Raw genomic sequence first — 16,245 nt, forward strand, 5'->3', positions numbered from 1 at the left:
CTTTCCGCCCCGCCTCAGGCTGAGGGGGCAGTCAGATTTGTTTATTGTAAAATGTAAAAAGCCCCTGGAGCAGGGGCTTTGAAGTGACCAAAAATCAGGAAGTGGCGGGAGGTTTCAGGCCACGATTGATGCCCTGAATATCTTCCTCATCCAGTGTGCCGGCTGCCAGTTCCAGGTTCAGATTGCTCAGGATGTACTGATAACGGGTGATGGACAGGTTGCGTCTGGCATCATAGAGGTTACTGGTGCTGTTGAGCACGTCCACTATGGTTCGGGTGCCCACCTCAAAACCGGCTTCGGTGGCTTTCAGAGCGCTTTCGGCAGACACCACAGCCTGCTCCAGGGCCTTGATGCGTGAAATAAAGGCAGTGACATCGTAGTAGTTGGACCGCACGCTGCGTACCACGCCCCGGTATACCTGCTCGCGTTCCTCACTGGTGGCGATAAAGGTGTTGCGGGCCACCTCGGTATTGGCACTGGTAAAGCCACCGGAATAAATAGGCACATTGATGCTGATACCTATGCTGCTGGTATTAATCCTGTCATCCATGCTGATACCGTCTTCTTCCACATCTGATGAGGACAGACTGGCACTCAGCCCGGCGGTGGGATAATGACCGGCCTTGGCAATCTCAATATCTTCCCTGGCGATATCAACGCCCAGTTTGGCAATGGTCAGATCCAGATTGCGGTCATCGGCAATTTTCAACCAGCCCTCAACATTGGCAGGAGAGGGTGGATTGGTGCTGAAGCTTTGAGTATTCAATACGGCCAGATTGCTGTGGTACTGGCCGGTGATTTCGCGCAGGGCTTCACGGCTGATTTCAACGTCATTCTGGGCGGTAATTTCACGGGCTACCGCATTGTCATACAGTGACTGGGCCTCATGCACATCGGTAATGGCCGTCAGACCCACGGCAAAACGTTGTTTGGTCTGCTCCAACTGCCGCTCGATGGCACGTTTTTCTGCCTGGGCAAACTCCAGGTCATCCAGGGCCTGCAATACGGTAAAATAGGCGCTGGCAGTTCGTACGATCAGGCTCTGGTAGGTAAGGGCATAGTTGGCATCGGCCTGGGTGGCCACCAGTTCGGCCCGGTCCAGTTGCTGCCAGTAGCTGTGATCATAGATGGATTGACTCAGGGACAAGGTGGCGTTGTTGGAATCGGTGTCAGGGCCATCGCCCCGGCCAAACTCAGCACCCAGCGACAGGTCGATTTGCGGCAGCAGGCTGGCGCGGCTCAGGCCAATGGAAGAATGCGCAGCATCACGACGGGCCTTGGCGGCCAGGAGAACAGGATCTTTCTGCAGGGCTTGTTGATATACCTGGTAGAGATCATCTGCAAAGGCTTGTGTGGTCACGCTAAAACCCACAAGCAAAGACAGAAGTGATTTTTTCATGTGTGTTCCTAACAAAAGAATGTACCGATTATTTGGTCTTATCCAGTACGGCAAAGTCTAAGTAAATCAAGCGCTAACTGTAACCTATTTAGGGTAACACCGAGTGTCCAAGTGTAACAGAATATTAATTCACCTATTCGGTCAGTAGCACCTGGAAAGGGTTGTAGCGATGGCAAGCGACGTTTGGAGGCTTTATGCTAAGTGAATAGACGAAGTCAGTACAGTGAAGCCAATGACAAAGATGCAACAATTTGATCATGCCGATGTGGAAATACTCGAACGTCAATCCCTGTATCAGGGTTTTTTTACCCTGCTCAAGTACCGTCTCAGGCACAGATTATTTGCCGGCGGCTGGAGTGAGCCACTGCAAAGGGAAATCTTTGAGCGAGGTCACGCGGTGGCTGTCCTGCCTTATGATCCGGCACTGGATGAGGTAGTATTGATCGAGCAATACCGGGTGGGGGCCATGGCAACCACCCCGCATCCCTGGCTGTACGAATGCGTTGCCGGCATTATTGAGCCGGGGGAAGAGGCGGAAGATGTGTGCCGTCGCGAGTCTTTGGAAGAAGCGGGATTGCAGATAGGCCGGCTTTATCCCATGCTCAGTTATCTGTCGAGTCCGGGAGGAACCACAGAGAGGCTGTATCTGTATGTGGGCGAATGTGATGCCAGCCAGGCTGGCGGTATTCATGGCCTGGATGAGGAAGCGGAAGATATAAGGGTGCACAGGATGCCAGCCAGTCAGGCTCTGAAAATGCTGCAGGCCGGACAGATAGATAATGCAGCCACGGTAATTTCCCTGCAGTGGTTTGCGATGAACAAAGCCAAAGTGATTGAGAACTGGTGTGACTGAACACAGATTATTGAAAAAATATGTGCCCCGACTGGCCAGCCTGCAGGCCATCTGCTCGGCCAATTACGGCCGTCTGCTGCAACTGCTGCCCGAGTTGGATCAGGAAAGTCTCGAGTATCGTTTTGCTGCCGGACAGGGGATGAGCTTTGGTATTGCCGTGCAGTTGTGCGAGCCCTACACCACAACCCTGGAAATGCGCCAGTTGTCTGACGCCTTGCCCGGCTATCTGCAACCTGTCATGCAGGTCCGCTTGTACCATGATGCCAGGATGGCTGAAGTACTGGGTTTTCAGCATATGGGCAGGTTCCGTCCAAGTTACCCTTACCCAAACCGCCTGATGCATCAGAAAAACGAGAAAGAACTGGTAAATCATTTCCTCTCAGAGTGGCTGGGATTTTGCCTGAAACAGCGTTCTCAATCATCTGTCAGTGAAGATTCGCCACCATGACCCAGGTCAAACCGTTGCGTCTGGTGCAAATCACCGACTGCCATCTGTTTGCCGATGTCGACACCCAAAGCCATGGGGATATCAACCCTTACCAGAGCCTGAAATCCGTCCTCAGTATGGCTGCACGTTTTGCTCCGGACCGGGTGCTGTTGACCGGGGATCTTAGCAGCGATCTGAGTCGCCAGAGCTACCTGCACCTGCAGGGGCTATGGCTGGCGTCCGGGGTTTCTGCACCTCTGGATATAGTGCCTGGCAACCACGATGAGCCAACTCTGTTTGAAGAGCTGTTTTCCCGTCACATGACCTGGTTAGATGAACCGGTTGTGATGGGGAATTGGTGTCTGCATGGACTGAACAGTCAGCATGAGGGAACCCTTGGGCGCGTGGGGGAACCTCAGTTGAGCAGGCTTGAACAACATATCATGAGGCGGCCCGACCTGTTTCATCTGGTGGCGGTACACCATCACCCCAAGCCCTGCAACAGTTGGCTGGACAACCATCCCTGGACCAACAGTGAGGATTTTCTCGCCCTGCTGGAGCGACAGCAGGGCATCAGGCTGGTTTTGCATGGTCATGTGCATGCGGACTTGCGCTGGCAGGTTGGCCAGACGGCAATCCTGGCCTGTCCTTCGACCTGCTGGCAGTGGCAACAGTCTGAGTATTTCAGTCTGGCCGATGAAACGGCGGGTCTGCGGCTCCTGGAGCTTTCCGCCGACGGCACTTTTGAAACCCGGGTGGAAAGACTGGATGCAGCCTCTTTCTGGCCATAGTCAATCGGGCGCAACGATGAAAAAAGCACAACCTGTTCTGATCTACCTGCACGGTTTTCTCAGTTCACCTCAGTCCGTCAAGGCGACCCAGGTCAGGCAGTACCTGGCAAGCCAGTATCCGCATATTCGCCTTGAAGTACCCCAACTGGCCAATTTCCCCGCGGCGGCTCTGGCTCAGGCCAGAGAGCTGGTGAAGCGCTATCAGGATACCTATCTGGGCTTTATCGGCAGCTCCATGGGCGGCTTTCTGGTCACCCATCTGGTCAACGAGTTTGGCGGCAAAGGGGTGTTGGTTAACCCTGCCGTGGATCCCCACCTTCTGCTGTGCGACTGGCTGGGCGAACATCAAAATCCTTACACCAAAGAAAAGTTTGTCCTTGGACCGCCCCATGTGGAGGAATTGCAGGCACTCTCACTGGGTAGACCAACAGAGCCGGACCGGTTCTGGGTATTGTTGCAAGAAGGTGACGAAACCCTAGATTACCGTCTGGCAGCAAAGCGTTATGCCGGGGGACGGCTGACCGTCGAACCAGGCGGTAATCATGCCTTTACCGGTTTTGACCGGTATCTGCCGGAACTGGTGACGTTTTTGTTCGGGCCGCAAAAGCAGGCGACAAACAGGGCGGGTGGGGAGATAATTGCCGGGCACCACATGAGTTGATAACATCCAAACAAAACAACAGAACCCGTCCCGAATAGATCCCGGCCGGATAATCTGTGCGACATCAACCCCAATTCAAAGAAGCAGCATGTCGAATCAAAGCTATAACGCCGAAGCCATTGAGGTCTTAAGTGGTCTGGACCCGGTCAAACGTCGTCCGGGTATGTACACGGACACCACCAGGCCGAACCATCTGAGCCAGGAGGTCATTGACAACAGCGTCGACGAAGCTCTGGCCGGGCATGCCAGCAGCATCAAAGTCATACTGCACGAAGATCAGTCCCTTGAGGTCATCGATGACGGCCGCGGTATGCCGGTGGACATCCACCCCGAGCATGGCATATCAGGGGTGGAGCTGATCATGACCAAGCTGCATGCGGGCGGCAAATTTTCCAATAAGAATTACCAGTTCTCCGGGGGGTTGCACGGGGTTGGGATTTCTGTGGTCAATGCCCTTTCCACCAGGGTGGAGGTGACCATCCGTCGGGACGGTCAGGTTTACCAGATGGCCTTTGCCAATGGTGACAAAGTGGAAGAGCTGGCGGTCATCGACAGTTGTGGTAAACGTAATACCGGCACCCGGGTAAGGTTCTGGCCCGATCCACAGTATTTCGATTCGCCCAGGTTCGGCGTCAGCAAGCTGCTGCATATTTTGCGCGCCAAGGCGGTACTGTGCCCGGGGCTGCGCATTCGCTTCGAAGATAAAGTCTCTCAACAGTCTCACGAATGGCATTACGAAGACGGCCTGAAAGATTATCTGTTCCAGTCAGTGGGCGAGAGTGTCAGTATTCCCCAGAACAGCCCGTTTGTGGGCAGTTTTGCCGGCAACCATGAGGCTGCCGACTGGGCGGTGATCTGGCTGCCGGAAGGTGGCGAGCTGCTGACCGAAAGCTATGTGAACCTGATCCCGACGGTCCAGGGAGGCACCCATGTGAATGGTCTGCGCCAGGGCCTGCTGGAGTCCATGCGCGAATTCTGTGAGTTTCGCAACCTGATGCCCAGAGGCATCAAGCTGACGCCTGAGGATATCTGGGACAGATGCAGCTATATTCTGTCCACCAAAATGCAGGATCCCCAGTTTGCCGGGCAGACCAAGGAAAGGCTGTCCTCACGTCAGGCCGCGGCCTTTGTGTCAGGCGTGGTCAAGGATGCCTTCAGCCTGTGGCTGAACCAGCATACGGACATTGCCGAGCAACTGGCGGAGATGTGCATCAACAATGCCCAGCGCCGCTTGCGCCAAATCAAGAAGGTGGAACGCAAGAAAGTGACCCAGGGGCCGGCGTTGCCCGGCAAGCTCACCGATTGTTCTACTCAGGACAACAGTCGCTCGGAGCTTTTCCTGGTGGAAGGGGATTCGGCAGGGGGCTCGGCCAAACAGGCCAGGGACAGGGAATTCCAGGCGGTGATGCCCCTGCGCGGTAAGATCCTCAATACCTGGGAGGTGGAGTCCAGCCAGGTACTGGGCTCTCAGGAGATCCACGATATTTCCGTGGCGCTGGGGATCGATCCGGATTCGAGCGATCTGTCCGGCCTGCGTTACGGTAAGGTCTGCATCCTGGCAGACGCCGATTCGGATGGTCTGCATATTGCCACCTTGCTGTGTGCCCTGTTTATCCGTCATTTCCGCGCCCTGGTGAACCAGGGCCACGTCTATGTGGCCATGCCGCCGCTGTTTCGTATCGATGTGGGCAAGGAGGTTTACTATGCCCTGGACGAAGGTGAGAAACAGGGAGTCCTGGACAGGATCGACGCCGAAAACAAACGCGGCAAGGTGAATGTGCAGCGATTCAAGGGGTTGGGCGAGATGAATCCCCTGCAACTGCGGGAGACCACCATGGATCCCAATACCCGCCGTCTTGTTCAACTGACCGTCGATGACGACCAGCATACCCTGGAACTGATGGACATGCTGCTGGCCAAGAAACGCTCAGCTGATCGCAAGGATTGGTTGGAAAGCAAAGGTAATCTGGCCATCATCGATGTCTGATTTTTTCCGGCGACTTTCCCTTTTAGCCCTGTTACTGCTTTCCTTGCTGCTGGCAGCCGGCGTGGCACTGGTATTTCTGACGGTGCAGGACCAGGCCTGGGTAAGGGCCGACAGCGCCGAGCAGGTAGACAGGGCTGAGACCCTCAGTGGACTCTTGCCGCAGATCAAGAATCTCCATGCCAGAAGCCACAGAAAACAGACAGTGACCCTGACTGAGGAGCAGATGGGGAGCCTGGTTGGTCTGCTTCAACGGGCCTGGCCTGCTGTACAGGGCCAAGTGAATCTGCATCAGGAACTGAGCCTGTTGGTACTGAGCATCCAGCTTCCGGATAACCCCCTGGGCGCTTATCTGAATATCAAGGCGGAACTGTTCCCGGGTCCGGGGTTATCACTGGGGGGGCTGCAGTTGGGTAGTCTTAGTGTCCCGGATGCACTCTTCACCAAGTTATTGACCTGGTTGGTTGACTGGCGGCTGGGCACGGATATTGGCGAAGAATTGCTGACACGTATCGACAGGGTAGAGATGAACGGGCAGAGCCTGACTGTTCACTTGTCGCCCATGGCGGACCTGTTGTCGCGGCTCAAAAGCATCCCCAGGGAAGCCCTCTCCCTGGAAGACGAGCAACAGGTCAACAGGATTGCCGGACATCTGACCTGGCTGGCTGCCCAGCCCGACCATCAGCGATTGACCCCCTACCTGAATGGCCTGTTTACAAGAGTCGTGGAGGCCATCAGCCAGGGCGCCGAACCGGTCAGGGAAAATGAGGCGGCTTTGCTGGCGCTTGCCATCTATGCGGGTAACTATAGATTTGCCCATTTTATTTCCGGGTTGCGGGACGAGGTGGGGGTGATTCCAACCTCTAATGTGCCACTGCAACTGGCAGGCCGGGAAGATCTTGCGTTGCATTTTATCTATTCGGCTGCCATCAAGTTGCTGTCAGAGCAGGGAATCAGCCTGGCAATCGGTGAATTCAAGGAGCTGATGGACAGGGCCAGGGGCGGCAGTGGCTTCAGTTTTGCCGATCTGGCTGCCGATATGGCAGGCATTCAATTGGCCCTGCGGTCAACCGGTGAGCCGGGTGCAGCGGAGATGGCGCACCGGCTGGCGGGGGTAACGGACGAATCAGCCTACTTTCCCCCTGTGCATCACCTTCCTGAGGGGCTGAGCAAGGACGACTTCCAGGCCGCCTTTGATAAGGTTGACAGCCCAGCCTACCAGGCCCAGGTGAAGGCCATCGAGCAGACCATTCAGGCATTGCCAATCTATCGCTGACAGAGACGGATGATCCGTCTTTTACTGCAAATCGTCGGGCTGACAGGAAGAGGAACGGCGATAGTTTCAGCAACCTAACACAAAGGAGAAAAGCAATTGGAAATCTGGCTGGATAGGACACTGACCTTCATGTTCGAGCAGAAGCTCGTGATGTCGATCCTGCTTATCCTGGTGTTTCTGACCATCAGACGTCTGATTGTACGCGCCATCCGCAGGCGGGCCAAACGTCGCGCCGAAGACAAACGCCATGTGGTGAATGCGGTAAAGAACATCGTCAACCTGGCCGTGGTGATCTTTCTGCTGTTGCTCTGGTCGGCCGAAATCCAGCACCTGGCTTTGTCTATCGCGGCCTTTATGGTGGCTATCGTGCTGGCGACCCGGGAGTTTATTCAATGTGTGACGGGTTTCGTCTATGCCACCAGTTCGCGGATGTTTCGGGTGGGCGACTGGGTGCAGGTGGGGGATTATTGCGGCGAAGTCATGGAGTCGGACTGGTTTACCCTGACCCTGCTGGAAGTGGATATGACAAGCTACGAATACTCAGGTAAGACCCTGAACCTGCCAAACAATATGCTCATGACCCAGGTGGTTAAAAACCTCAATTTCCTCAAGCGCTATTCGAGCCACAGTTTCACCCTGGTCAGGGACCAGAGCATCAATGTGTTTGCCATTCAGGATGAGCTGCTGGCGCTTGCCAAACAGCACTGTGAGCATTTTCATGAGGTGGCGCAACGATACAACAGTTTGATCCAGAAACGTCTGGATGTGGCGATAGCCGGCCCGGATCCTGAAGTCCGTATTACGACCAATCATCTGGGCGATACGGAGACCCACATCAAGGTGTTTTGCCCCACCGATCAGGTCATTGACATCGAACAGAAAATTACCCGGGACTTTATGCGGCTATGGTATGAAAAGAAACAATTACTGACCGGCGCAGGCGGAAAACCGAGCGTAGGCAAGAGCTGAACCGGGCCTGTTGGAGCTCAGGAGTAACAATTTGTATCAAGCTGGTAAAAACAATAGTCAGAATCACTAATGCGGACTCTTTGTGGAAAGAAAATTTCCATGTTGGTTATTTCTCACCCAGCTTGACGAGTTCCCGACAGGCCTTATTGAGTAGCTCTTTCTAAGAGAAATGTTATTTTTTTCAGTAAGATAGTTTTTATTTTTCACAACACTTCAATTAATTTATTTGAGAAAGCCACAAAACTTTCAACAAACTATCGTAAAAATCTATTGTTTGACAGGAATCAGCATCTGAGAGGATGAAAAGCCTTCCTAAGGCTCTATCTGATTGAACAGGGCGCGGATCTGCAACAGCTCATCTTCGAAGCGCCAGTCCTGAAGTTGTATCTCGTAAGGGTCGGTCAACTGAATACTGCTGACTTCTGAGCTTGCCCATTCAGGGACGGGGAATTCCATGAATTCCTTACCAAAATTTCCCTGCAACTGGCACTGATAGAAGCGAAAGCCTTCAGCATTCCGGCCGAGGTATTCCCCCACCTCAACGTTGAAGCCGGTCTCTTCCCAGGTCTCCCTGTGGGCCGTGCATTGGGCGCTTTCGTCCCCGTTGGATAAGCCCCCCGGCAGGTCCAGCCGGCCCGAATGTCGGTGGCCTATTGTAACCAGCCACTTGTCGATTTTGATTAGGCAGGCTGCATTTCCAGGGGTAGCCTCTCTGGCTTGTTCATTGACCCTGCACATGGGCTGGGCCGGCGGTTCCACCGTACAGGCCAGCAGGACAAGGCTGCAGGCAACAATTATTCTTATTCGCAAGTTTTCAATGTTTCGTTGGTTGTGACGGTAGCCTATTAAGGACGATGGGGGAAAGTGTGTCAATCACTAGCTCCGTGGCCATACTGGGTAGGGTAACAATTTTGCTCTCCCCTGTTTTTTTACACGGGGCGGGCAAACGAGACTAACTAGAGGCATCTGGCATTTATGAAGAAGACATTCTATCTGTCCCCCGTGTTAATCCTGCTGGTGCTGGTCACCGGCCTGACGGTCTACCTGTACAGCAGCGAATCACAGGAGCAGCAAGCGAGGACAATGCCAGTCATCCCGGTGACCGTCCTGCCGGCAAGTAAACAGGAATTTGCCGTGATAATCGAGGCGCTGGGCACGGCCCGGGCCAATGAGGCCGTGGAGATCACCGCCCTGGAGAGTGAGATAGTCGACCGGGTGGCCTTTGACGATGGTGATCTGGTGGAAAAGGGTCAGTTGCTGGTCAGCCTCAACAACCGTGAAGAGCGGGCCAGGGTCAATGAACTGGAAGTCAACCTGCAGGAGGCCAAGCGCCAGTTGATGCGTTACCGGGACCTGGCCAGGGAAAACGCCACCTCAGCTCAGTTACTGGATGCCCAGGATGCCAGGGTTGATGCATTGGCGGCGCAGCTGGAAGTGGCCAATGCGCAGTTGGCCGAACTGGAAATCCGTGCCCCTTTCGCCGGTAAGCTGGGGATCAGGCGCATCAGCAAAGGCGCATTGGTACGGCCGGGCGACGTGATTACCACCCTGGATGATCTGGAACAGGTGAAAGTCGATTTCAGTATCTCAGAAGCCCACCTGCCTGATGTGGCTACCGAACAACTGGTGGTGGCCAGGACAGTGGCTTATCCGGGACAGACGTTTCGCGGTAAGATCATGAGTATCGATTCCAGAATCGATCCTGTTACCCGCTCAGTGCAGGTGAGAGCGCTGATTGACAACCCGGGTTACAAGCTTAGGCCCGGCATGTTGCTGCAAATTAACTTGCAGAAGCAGGTGCTCAATACATTGGTCCTGCCGGAAGGGGCCCTGACCCCGGTTCAGGATAAACAGTTCGTTTATGTGGTGGAAGATGACAAGGCCCGCCAGGTTGAAGTCAGGGTAGGCCGACGCAAACCGGGTCTGGCGCAGATTCTTTCCGGTATCGAAGAGGGTGACCTGGTGGTGGTGGAAGGCACGCTAAAACTCAGTGATGGCGTTGCAGTCAAAGTGCTGGAGCAATAAGCCATGTTGCTGTCTGATCTGTCCGTAAAACGTCCCGTCTTTGCATCCGTTATTAATCTGCTGCTGATTGTGTTCGGCGTGGTGGCGGTCAGCATGCTGTCCCTGCGGGAATATCCGGATGTGGATTCCCCGATTGTCTCTATCAACACCAACTATCCCGGCGCCTCGGCCACCATAGTCGAAAGCCGGATTACCCAATTGCTGGAAGACCGGATTAGCGGTATTGAAGGGATCAAGAATATCAGCTCCAGCAGCCGGAACGGCCGTTCGTCCATCAGTATCGAGTTTGAACTCTACCGGGACATCGACGCGGCAGCCAACGATGTGCGGGAACGGGTCAGCCGGGCCCTGAATAATCTGCCTGAGCAGGCCGATCCGCCGGAGGTGTTCAAGTCGGATTCGGATGAAGACGCCGTGGTCTGGTATAACCTGCGCAGTGACAGCATGTCGGTGATGGAGTTGACCGATTACGCCGACCGATACGTGGTCGACAGGCTGGCCATAGTCGATGGCGTTGCCAGGGTGCAGATTGGCGGTGGTCGCACCTATGCCATGAAAGTCTGGCTGGACCGCAATGCTATGGCGGCCCGCAATATCACCGTCACCGACATTGAGCAGGTTATTCGCTCCGAAAACGTAGAGTTACCGGCTGGGGTCATAGAATCCGACGAGCGTGATTTTGAGGTCAGGGTGGCTCGTAGCTTCCTCACCCCCCGCGACTTTGCCGATTTGACTATCAAAGCTGGTGAAGACGGATACCTGGTGCGCCTGGGAGAGGTGGCCCGGGTAGAGCTCGCCGCTGAGGACGACGAAACCGAGTTTCGTGGCAATGGCGTGAATATGATAGGCCTTGGCATTATCAAGCAGTCCAAGGCCAACACCCTGGATGTGGCAAGAGCCGCCCGTGAGGCCATCGAGGACATAGAGCGCAATCTGCCGGCCAATATCTTTATCGTGCCCAGTTATGATTCCTCGGTGTTTATCGAAGACTCCATTAACGAGGTCTATGAGACCCTGGCCATTGCCATGGTGATGGTGGTGATCGTTATCTATCTGTTTCTGGGTAATGTCAGGGCAACCCTGATTCCGGCCGTGACGGTGCCCATCTCGCTGGTAGCGGCATTTATGGTGCTCTACAGCCTGGATTTTTCCATTAACCTGCTGACCCTGCTGGCGCTGGTGCTGGCCATAGGCCTGGTGGTGGATGACGCCATCGTGGTACTGGAAAACATCTATCGCCGGGTGGAAATGGGCGAGCCGCCGCTACTGGCGGCCTATCGTGGTGCCAGGGAAGTGGGCTTTGCCGTCATTGCCACCACCTTGGTGTTGATTGCCGTGTTTTTGCCGCTGGTATTTTTACAGGGCAACATCGGACGCCTGTTCACCGAGTTTTCCATCGCCATTGCCGCGGCAGTGGCCTTCTCCAGTTTTACCGCCCTGACCCTCTCTCCCATGATGTGCTCCAAGATCCTGGTAAAACGGGAACGTGGCAGTTGGTTCGGACGTATGATTGACCGCGGATTTTCCAGGGTGGAGAGCCGCTACTTTCAGTCATTGGGCAAAAGCCTGCACCAACCCTGGGTCAGCGCCCTGTTGATCCTGATCAGTCTGGTCGCCCTGTATGGACTGAGCCAGAAAATACCCAGTGAGTTTGTTCCCAAGGAGGACAGGGGAAATTTCTTTATCCTGATGCAGGCTGCCGAGGGAGCCAGTTTTGAGAGTAACAGCCGTAATATCACCAAGATTGAACAGATATTGTTGCCCTATATCGATAAGAACGAGGTAGACAGGGTGCTGGTCAGAACGCCTGGTTTTGGTGGGTCGGCCGGCATTGCCATCGTCGGCACAGTTGGCTGGGATCAGCGTACGCGATCCACTTTCGAACTGATGGATGAGATCAGCGCCAAGATATCCGACATTCCCGATGTCAGGGCGTTTGCCATTATGCGCAGCAGCATTGGCGGACGGGGTCTGGGCCGACCGGTACAGTTTGTGCTCAAGGGGAACACCTATGAGGAACTGGTCACCGCCAGGGATATCGTGATGAAACGGGCTGCGGAAAATCCGGGCCTGGTTCGTATCGACAGTGACTACAAGGAGACCTGGCCCCAGCTTCTGGTGAAGATAAACCGGGACCGGGCCGCCGACCTTGGCGTTTCCATCGGTGATATCGGGCGTACCCTGGAAACCATGCTCGGACAGCGGCGGGTATCCACCTACCTCGACCGAGGCCAGGAATATTATGTGATTATGGAGGGCAACAAAGCCGACTATCGCAGTCCACAGAGCATAGATAACCTGTATGTGCGTTCACAGCGCAGCAACAAACTGATCCCTCTGGATAACCTGCTGACATTCGAGGAGAGTGCCTCTTCCTCGACGCTGAACCGCTACAACCGGATGCGCGCCATCACCATCAGCGCCAACCTGGCCGATGGGTATACCCTGGGAGAGGCGCTGGCTTTCCTCAACAAGGTGGTGGATGAAGAAGTCCATGAAACCATTGCCGTGGACTATCGGGGAGAGTCCCAGTTGTTTCAGGAATCCGGCAGTTCGATACTCTTTATTTTCGCCATGGCTTTGGCAGTCACTTATCTGGTGCTGGCGGCCCAGTTTGAAAGCTGGATACATCCCCTGGTGATCATGCTGACCGTTCCTCTGGCTCTGCTTGGGGCGTTTGCCGGTCTGTATCTGTTCGGTATGTCGATCAATATCTACAGTCAGATAGGCATGGTGATGCTGATCGGCCTGGCGGCCAAGAACGGTATCCTGATTGTCGAATTTGCCAATCAGCTCAGGGATGTGGGCATGGAGTTTGAAACGGCATTGAAGCAGGCGGCCAGACAACGCCTGCGACCCATAGTGATGACGGGTTTTACCACAGTGTTCAGTTCGTTGCCCCTGGTATTGGCAAGCGGACCTGGCTCTGAGAGTCGCATGGTCATTGGCATGGTGATCTTCGCCGGTGTGATCGTGGCAACCTTTATGACGCTGTTTGTGGTGCCCACTGCCTACTACTGGCTGGCCAGACACACAGGTTCACCCATGCAGTTAACCCATAAGCTGGAAGAACTGGAAGAACAGATACCCTACAGAAAAGGAGAACTGGACTAATCCGGTTGGTATAGCTCTTAATCCCAGGCCGTCAGGCCTGGGATTCACTCACTGAAACGTGCGCATGGGTATGGCGTGCAGCCAGCTCATCCCACAAGTCAGGCTTCTGGGATGTGGGGAGCCGGTAATCTTGAAGAAGGATTTCCCGCGCCGATGCAGCTTGTAGCGAATATGCCTGTCAATAAGAATGCGACAGTCCACTGTTTCGTGCCAGATGGCGCCAAAGTCGTAAGCAGTGTCTTCCAGTCGGTGAACAAAAAAGGAGTAGAGGCCGTTTTCACGCTTCTGGGAGGGAATGGTGACCTGCCTGATCTTTAGTGCCCGGTAAAAGAGGCCGTCATGCTGAATGTCACCGACGCTCAGACTGACTTCCCCACCGTCGGCAGATGTCCGGTTAAAGCTGCCCCCTTTCATGGGATCCCACTGTTCGACCCACTCCAGTGCATTGATCATTAAGCATTCAATATTTCGATAAGACATAACCTGATTCCTCAAACCTGATACTTGGAACAGCATCCGATAACCACCACCTCTGTTTGTGTATCGGCACAGCTATCCAGAATTGAGTAAAAATCCACTCCCGGTACAAGCCTGTCCTTCTTAATATCCCATCCGTTCAAAGGCACAGGGCTGTGAAAACCACCACATATGCCTTATTCGCGAGCAGGGGAGCTGTCTTCTAGGTTAGTAAGCGACTCTGGCTTTGGCAAAGCAGGCAGTCAAATGGGTAGCCACCGGTCCGAAAGATTGATCGGTTTGAGATAAGAAAAAGCCGGCGTTGTCAGCCGGCTTATTTGGTTACTGTTCGTCGAGGAAGCTTCGAAGCTGTTCGGAGCGGCTAGGATGGCGCAACTTGCGCAGGGCCTTGGCCTCAATCTGACGGATACGCTCACGGGTCACGTCAAACTGCTTGCCCACCTCCTCAAGCGTATGGTCGGTATTCATGTCGATACCGAAACGCATCCGCAATACTTTGGCCTCACGGGCAGTCAGCCCGGCCAGGACTTCCTGGGTGGCGCTCTTCAGGCTGCCCGAGGTGGCGGAATCCAGTGGTTGGATGATGGTGTTATCCTCGATAAAGTCACCCAGATGTGAATCTTCATCATCACCGATGGGGGTCTCCATCGAGATTGGCTCCTTGGCAATCTTCAGCACCTTACGGATCTTGTCTTCCGGCATCAGCATGCGCTCGGCCAGCTCTTCAGGAGTGGGTTCACGGCCCATTTCCTGCAACATCTGACGGCTGATACGGTTCAGTTTGTTGATGGTCTCTATCATATGCACAGGGATACGAATGGTCCGGGCCTGGTCCGCAATAGAACGGGTAATGGCCTGACGAATCCACCAGGTCGCATAGGTAGAAAACTTATAGCCACGGCGATATTCGAACTTGTCCACCGCTTTCATCAAACCGATATTGCCTTCCTGGATCAGATCGAGGAATTGCAGGCCACGGTTGGTGTATTTCTTGGCGATGGAGATAACCAGACGCAGGTTGGCTTCCACCATTTCCTTCTTGGCACGGCGGGCCTTGGCTTCACCGATGCTCATGCGACGGTTGATATCCTTGATATCGGCTATGGTCAGGCCGGTTTCTTCTTCCACCTGATTCATCTTGGCGATGCAGCGCTCCAGCTCCTCTTTGTATTCGAGTAGTTGCTCCACATAGGGCTTCTTGGAGCTGAGCAGTTTTTCCAGCCAGGCATTGTCCGTTTCGTTACCGGCGAACGCCTTGATAAAGTCCTTCTTGGGCATTTTGGCGTTCATCACGCAATGCTTCATCACAATGCGTTCCTGCACACGCACCCTGTCCATCATGTTGCGCATGTTTTTGACCATGCGATCAAATTGCTTGGGTACCAGGCGGAACTCTTTGAAGACTTCGCTCAAGGCTGCAATTTCGGTCTTGGCATCGGCATGATCCCGGCCTTTGCTGGAAATGGCATCGCGGGTTTTGTTGTACTGCTCGCGCAGCAGGGAAAATTTCTGCCTGGCCAGCTCAGGATCGACACCGGAATCGCCATCGTCTTCGCTGTCGTCATCGTCATCATCATCGTCGTCATCTTCATCGTCCAGTTCTTCCTGGGACAATTCGGAGCCGATATGGGTTGCCGTAGGGGCTACGTCGGTTTCATTGGGATCGATAAAGCCAAGGACGATATCACTCAGGCGAATCTCTTCTGCCTCGAACTGATCCCATTGATCCAGAAGATAGGTGATGGCTTCAGGGTATTCGGCCACCGAGCACTGAACCTGATTAATGCCTTCTTCGATGCGCTTGGCAATATCGATTTCGCCTTCACGGGTCAACAGCTCTACCGTACCCATCTCACGCATGTACATGCGCACCGGGTCGGTGGTGCGGCCAATTTCACTCTCGACAGTGGCCAGTGCCTGAGCCGCTGCCTCGGCAGCGTCCTCATCGGTGGAAGTCTCCTGCATCAGCAGCTCATCGGAGTCCGGGGCGGACTCAAACACCTGAATTCCCATGTCATTGATCATGCGGATGATGTCTTCGATCTGATCCGAATCGACGATATCCTGTGGGAGGTGGTCATTGACTTCAGAGAAGGTCAGGTAACCTTGCTCTTTACCTTTTGCGATGAGGAGTTTAATCTGAGACTGCTTATTCGACGCCATATACCTTCCACTTCTCAAAAAATAGATTTAAATCTGTTCTGAACCGACGCGCAGAGAATTAGGCAGTATAGCAGATTCAGCATACCGCCCGCTAGCCCATTTCCTG

13 protein-coding genes are annotated in these 16,245 nt (G+C 54.3%); 9 read left to right on the forward strand and 4 right to left on the reverse strand.

Translation table 11 applies throughout. The features are described from left to right. Nucleotides 1–94: 94 nt before the first annotated feature. The gene (gene tolC, locus J0A66_RS15430; protein WP_206574737.1) at nt 95–1,399 is read right to left on the reverse strand and encodes an outer membrane channel protein TolC; all 1,305 of its coding nucleotides are present in this window, start codon (nt 1,397–1,399) and stop codon (nt 95–97) included. 232 nt (nt 1,400–1,631) lie between these two features. Here tolC and nudF point away from each other — a divergent pair, with 232 nt between their 5' ends. From nudF to J0A66_RS15465, 7 genes are all read left to right on the forward strand, one after another. Then, nucleotides 1,632–2,252 carry an ADP-ribose diphosphatase gene (gene nudF, locus J0A66_RS15435; RefSeq protein ID WP_206574738.1) on the forward strand — a complete coding sequence of 207 codons (621 nt, stop codon included), beginning with the start codon at nt 1,632–1,634 and terminating at the stop codon, nt 2,250–2,252. Continuing rightward, nucleotides 2,245–2,700: a DUF1249 domain-containing protein gene (locus J0A66_RS15440; RefSeq protein WP_338143902.1), complete on the forward strand. Its 456-nt coding sequence runs from the start codon at nt 2,245–2,247 to the stop codon at nt 2,698–2,700. Before nudF ends, J0A66_RS15440 begins: the two co-directional genes overlap by 8 nt. Continuing rightward, entirely contained in the window at nt 2,697–3,470 is a 774-nt protein-coding gene (locus tag J0A66_RS15445) for a metallophosphoesterase family protein (protein WP_206574739.1), read from the forward strand. The genes J0A66_RS15440 and J0A66_RS15445 overlap by 4 nt, the downstream gene beginning before the upstream one ends. A 16-nt stretch (nt 3,471–3,486) precedes the next feature. Then, complete coding sequence (locus J0A66_RS15450) at nt 3,487–4,131, forward strand: YqiA/YcfP family alpha/beta fold hydrolase (protein WP_206574740.1); 645 nt, start codon at nt 3,487–3,489, stop codon at nt 4,129–4,131. A gap of 88 nt (nt 4,132–4,219) precedes the next feature. Further along, nucleotides 4,220–6,118 carry a DNA topoisomerase IV subunit B gene (parE, locus tag J0A66_RS15455; protein WP_206574741.1) on the forward strand — a complete coding sequence of 633 codons (1,899 nt, stop codon included), beginning with the start codon at nt 4,220–4,222 and terminating at the stop codon, nt 6,116–6,118. Next, nucleotides 6,111–7,391 (forward strand): YfiM family lipoprotein, encoded by a 1,281-nt coding sequence (locus J0A66_RS15460; RefSeq protein ID WP_206574742.1) that lies wholly within the window; start codon nt 6,111–6,113, stop codon nt 7,389–7,391. The genes parE and J0A66_RS15460 overlap by 8 nt, the downstream gene beginning before the upstream one ends. A gap of 96 nt (nt 7,392–7,487) precedes the next feature. After that, nucleotides 7,488–8,360, forward strand: coding sequence for a mechanosensitive ion channel family protein (locus J0A66_RS15465; RefSeq protein WP_241264235.1), 873 nt, complete (start codon nt 7,488–7,490; stop codon nt 8,358–8,360). 312 nt (nt 8,361–8,672) lie between these two features. Here J0A66_RS15465 and J0A66_RS15470 read toward each other — a convergent pair whose 3' ends face one another. Further along, the gene (locus tag J0A66_RS15470) at nt 8,673–9,170 is read right to left on the reverse strand and encodes an NUDIX hydrolase (protein ID WP_241264236.1); all 498 of its coding nucleotides are present in this window, start codon (nt 9,168–9,170) and stop codon (nt 8,673–8,675) included. A 165-nt stretch (nt 9,171–9,335) separates the two neighbouring features. Between J0A66_RS15470 and J0A66_RS15475 the strand changes: the two genes are divergently transcribed. Further along, entirely contained in the window at nt 9,336–10,385 is a 1,050-nt protein-coding gene (locus J0A66_RS15475) for an efflux RND transporter periplasmic adaptor subunit (protein WP_206574743.1), read from the forward strand. A 3-nt stretch (nt 10,386–10,388) separates the two neighbouring features. Further along, the gene (locus tag J0A66_RS15480; RefSeq protein ID WP_206574744.1) at nt 10,389–13,499 is read left to right on the forward strand and encodes an efflux RND transporter permease subunit; all 3,111 of its coding nucleotides are present in this window, start codon (nt 10,389–10,391) and stop codon (nt 13,497–13,499) included. 48 nt (nt 13,500–13,547) lie between these two features. Here J0A66_RS15480 and J0A66_RS15485 read toward each other — a convergent pair whose 3' ends face one another. Then, complete coding sequence (locus J0A66_RS15485) at nt 13,548–13,979, reverse strand: hypothetical protein (protein WP_206574745.1); 432 nt, start codon at nt 13,977–13,979, stop codon at nt 13,548–13,550. Nucleotides 13,980–14,297: 318 nt separating this feature from the next. Further along, a complete protein-coding gene (gene rpoD / locus J0A66_RS15490; RefSeq protein ID WP_206574746.1) occupies nt 14,298–16,139 on the reverse strand; it encodes an RNA polymerase sigma factor RpoD in 1,842 nt (613 codons plus the stop codon). Nucleotides 16,140–16,245: the final 106 nt, after the last annotated feature.

It is taken from the genome of Bowmanella dokdonensis (genome assembly GCF_017254865.1).
Lineage (GTDB): Bacteria > Pseudomonadota > Gammaproteobacteria > Enterobacterales > Alteromonadaceae > Bowmanella > Bowmanella dokdonensis.

What these genes read in the sequence shown, in the direction of transcription:
- tolC (WP_206574737.1), bottom strand. Translation starts at nt 1,399, where the DNA reads ATGAAAAAATCACTTCTGTCTTTGCTTGTGGGTTTTAGCGTGACCACA.
- nudF (WP_206574738.1), top strand. Translation starts at nt 1,632, where the DNA reads ATGACAAAGATGCAACAATTTGATCATGCCGATGTGGAAATACTCGAA.
- J0A66_RS15445 (WP_206574739.1), top strand. Translation starts at nt 2,697, where the DNA reads ATGACCCAGGTCAAACCGTTGCGTCTGGTGCAAATCACCGACTGCCAT.
- J0A66_RS15450 (WP_206574740.1), top strand. Translation starts at nt 3,487, where the DNA reads ATGAAAAAAGCACAACCTGTTCTGATCTACCTGCACGGTTTTCTCAGT.
- parE (WP_206574741.1), top strand. Translation starts at nt 4,220, where the DNA reads ATGTCGAATCAAAGCTATAACGCCGAAGCCATTGAGGTCTTAAGTGGT.
- J0A66_RS15460 (WP_206574742.1), top strand. Translation starts at nt 6,111, where the DNA reads ATGTCTGATTTTTTCCGGCGACTTTCCCTTTTAGCCCTGTTACTGCTT.
- J0A66_RS15475 (WP_206574743.1), top strand. Translation starts at nt 9,336, where the DNA reads ATGAAGAAGACATTCTATCTGTCCCCCGTGTTAATCCTGCTGGTGCTG.
- J0A66_RS15480 (WP_206574744.1), top strand. Translation starts at nt 10,389, where the DNA reads ATGTTGCTGTCTGATCTGTCCGTAAAACGTCCCGTCTTTGCATCCGTT.
- J0A66_RS15485 (WP_206574745.1), bottom strand. Translation starts at nt 13,979, where the DNA reads ATGTCTTATCGAAATATTGAATGCTTAATGATCAATGCACTGGAGTGG.
- rpoD (WP_206574746.1), bottom strand. Translation starts at nt 16,139, where the DNA reads ATGGCGTCGAATAAGCAGTCTCAGATTAAACTCCTCATCGCAAAAGGT.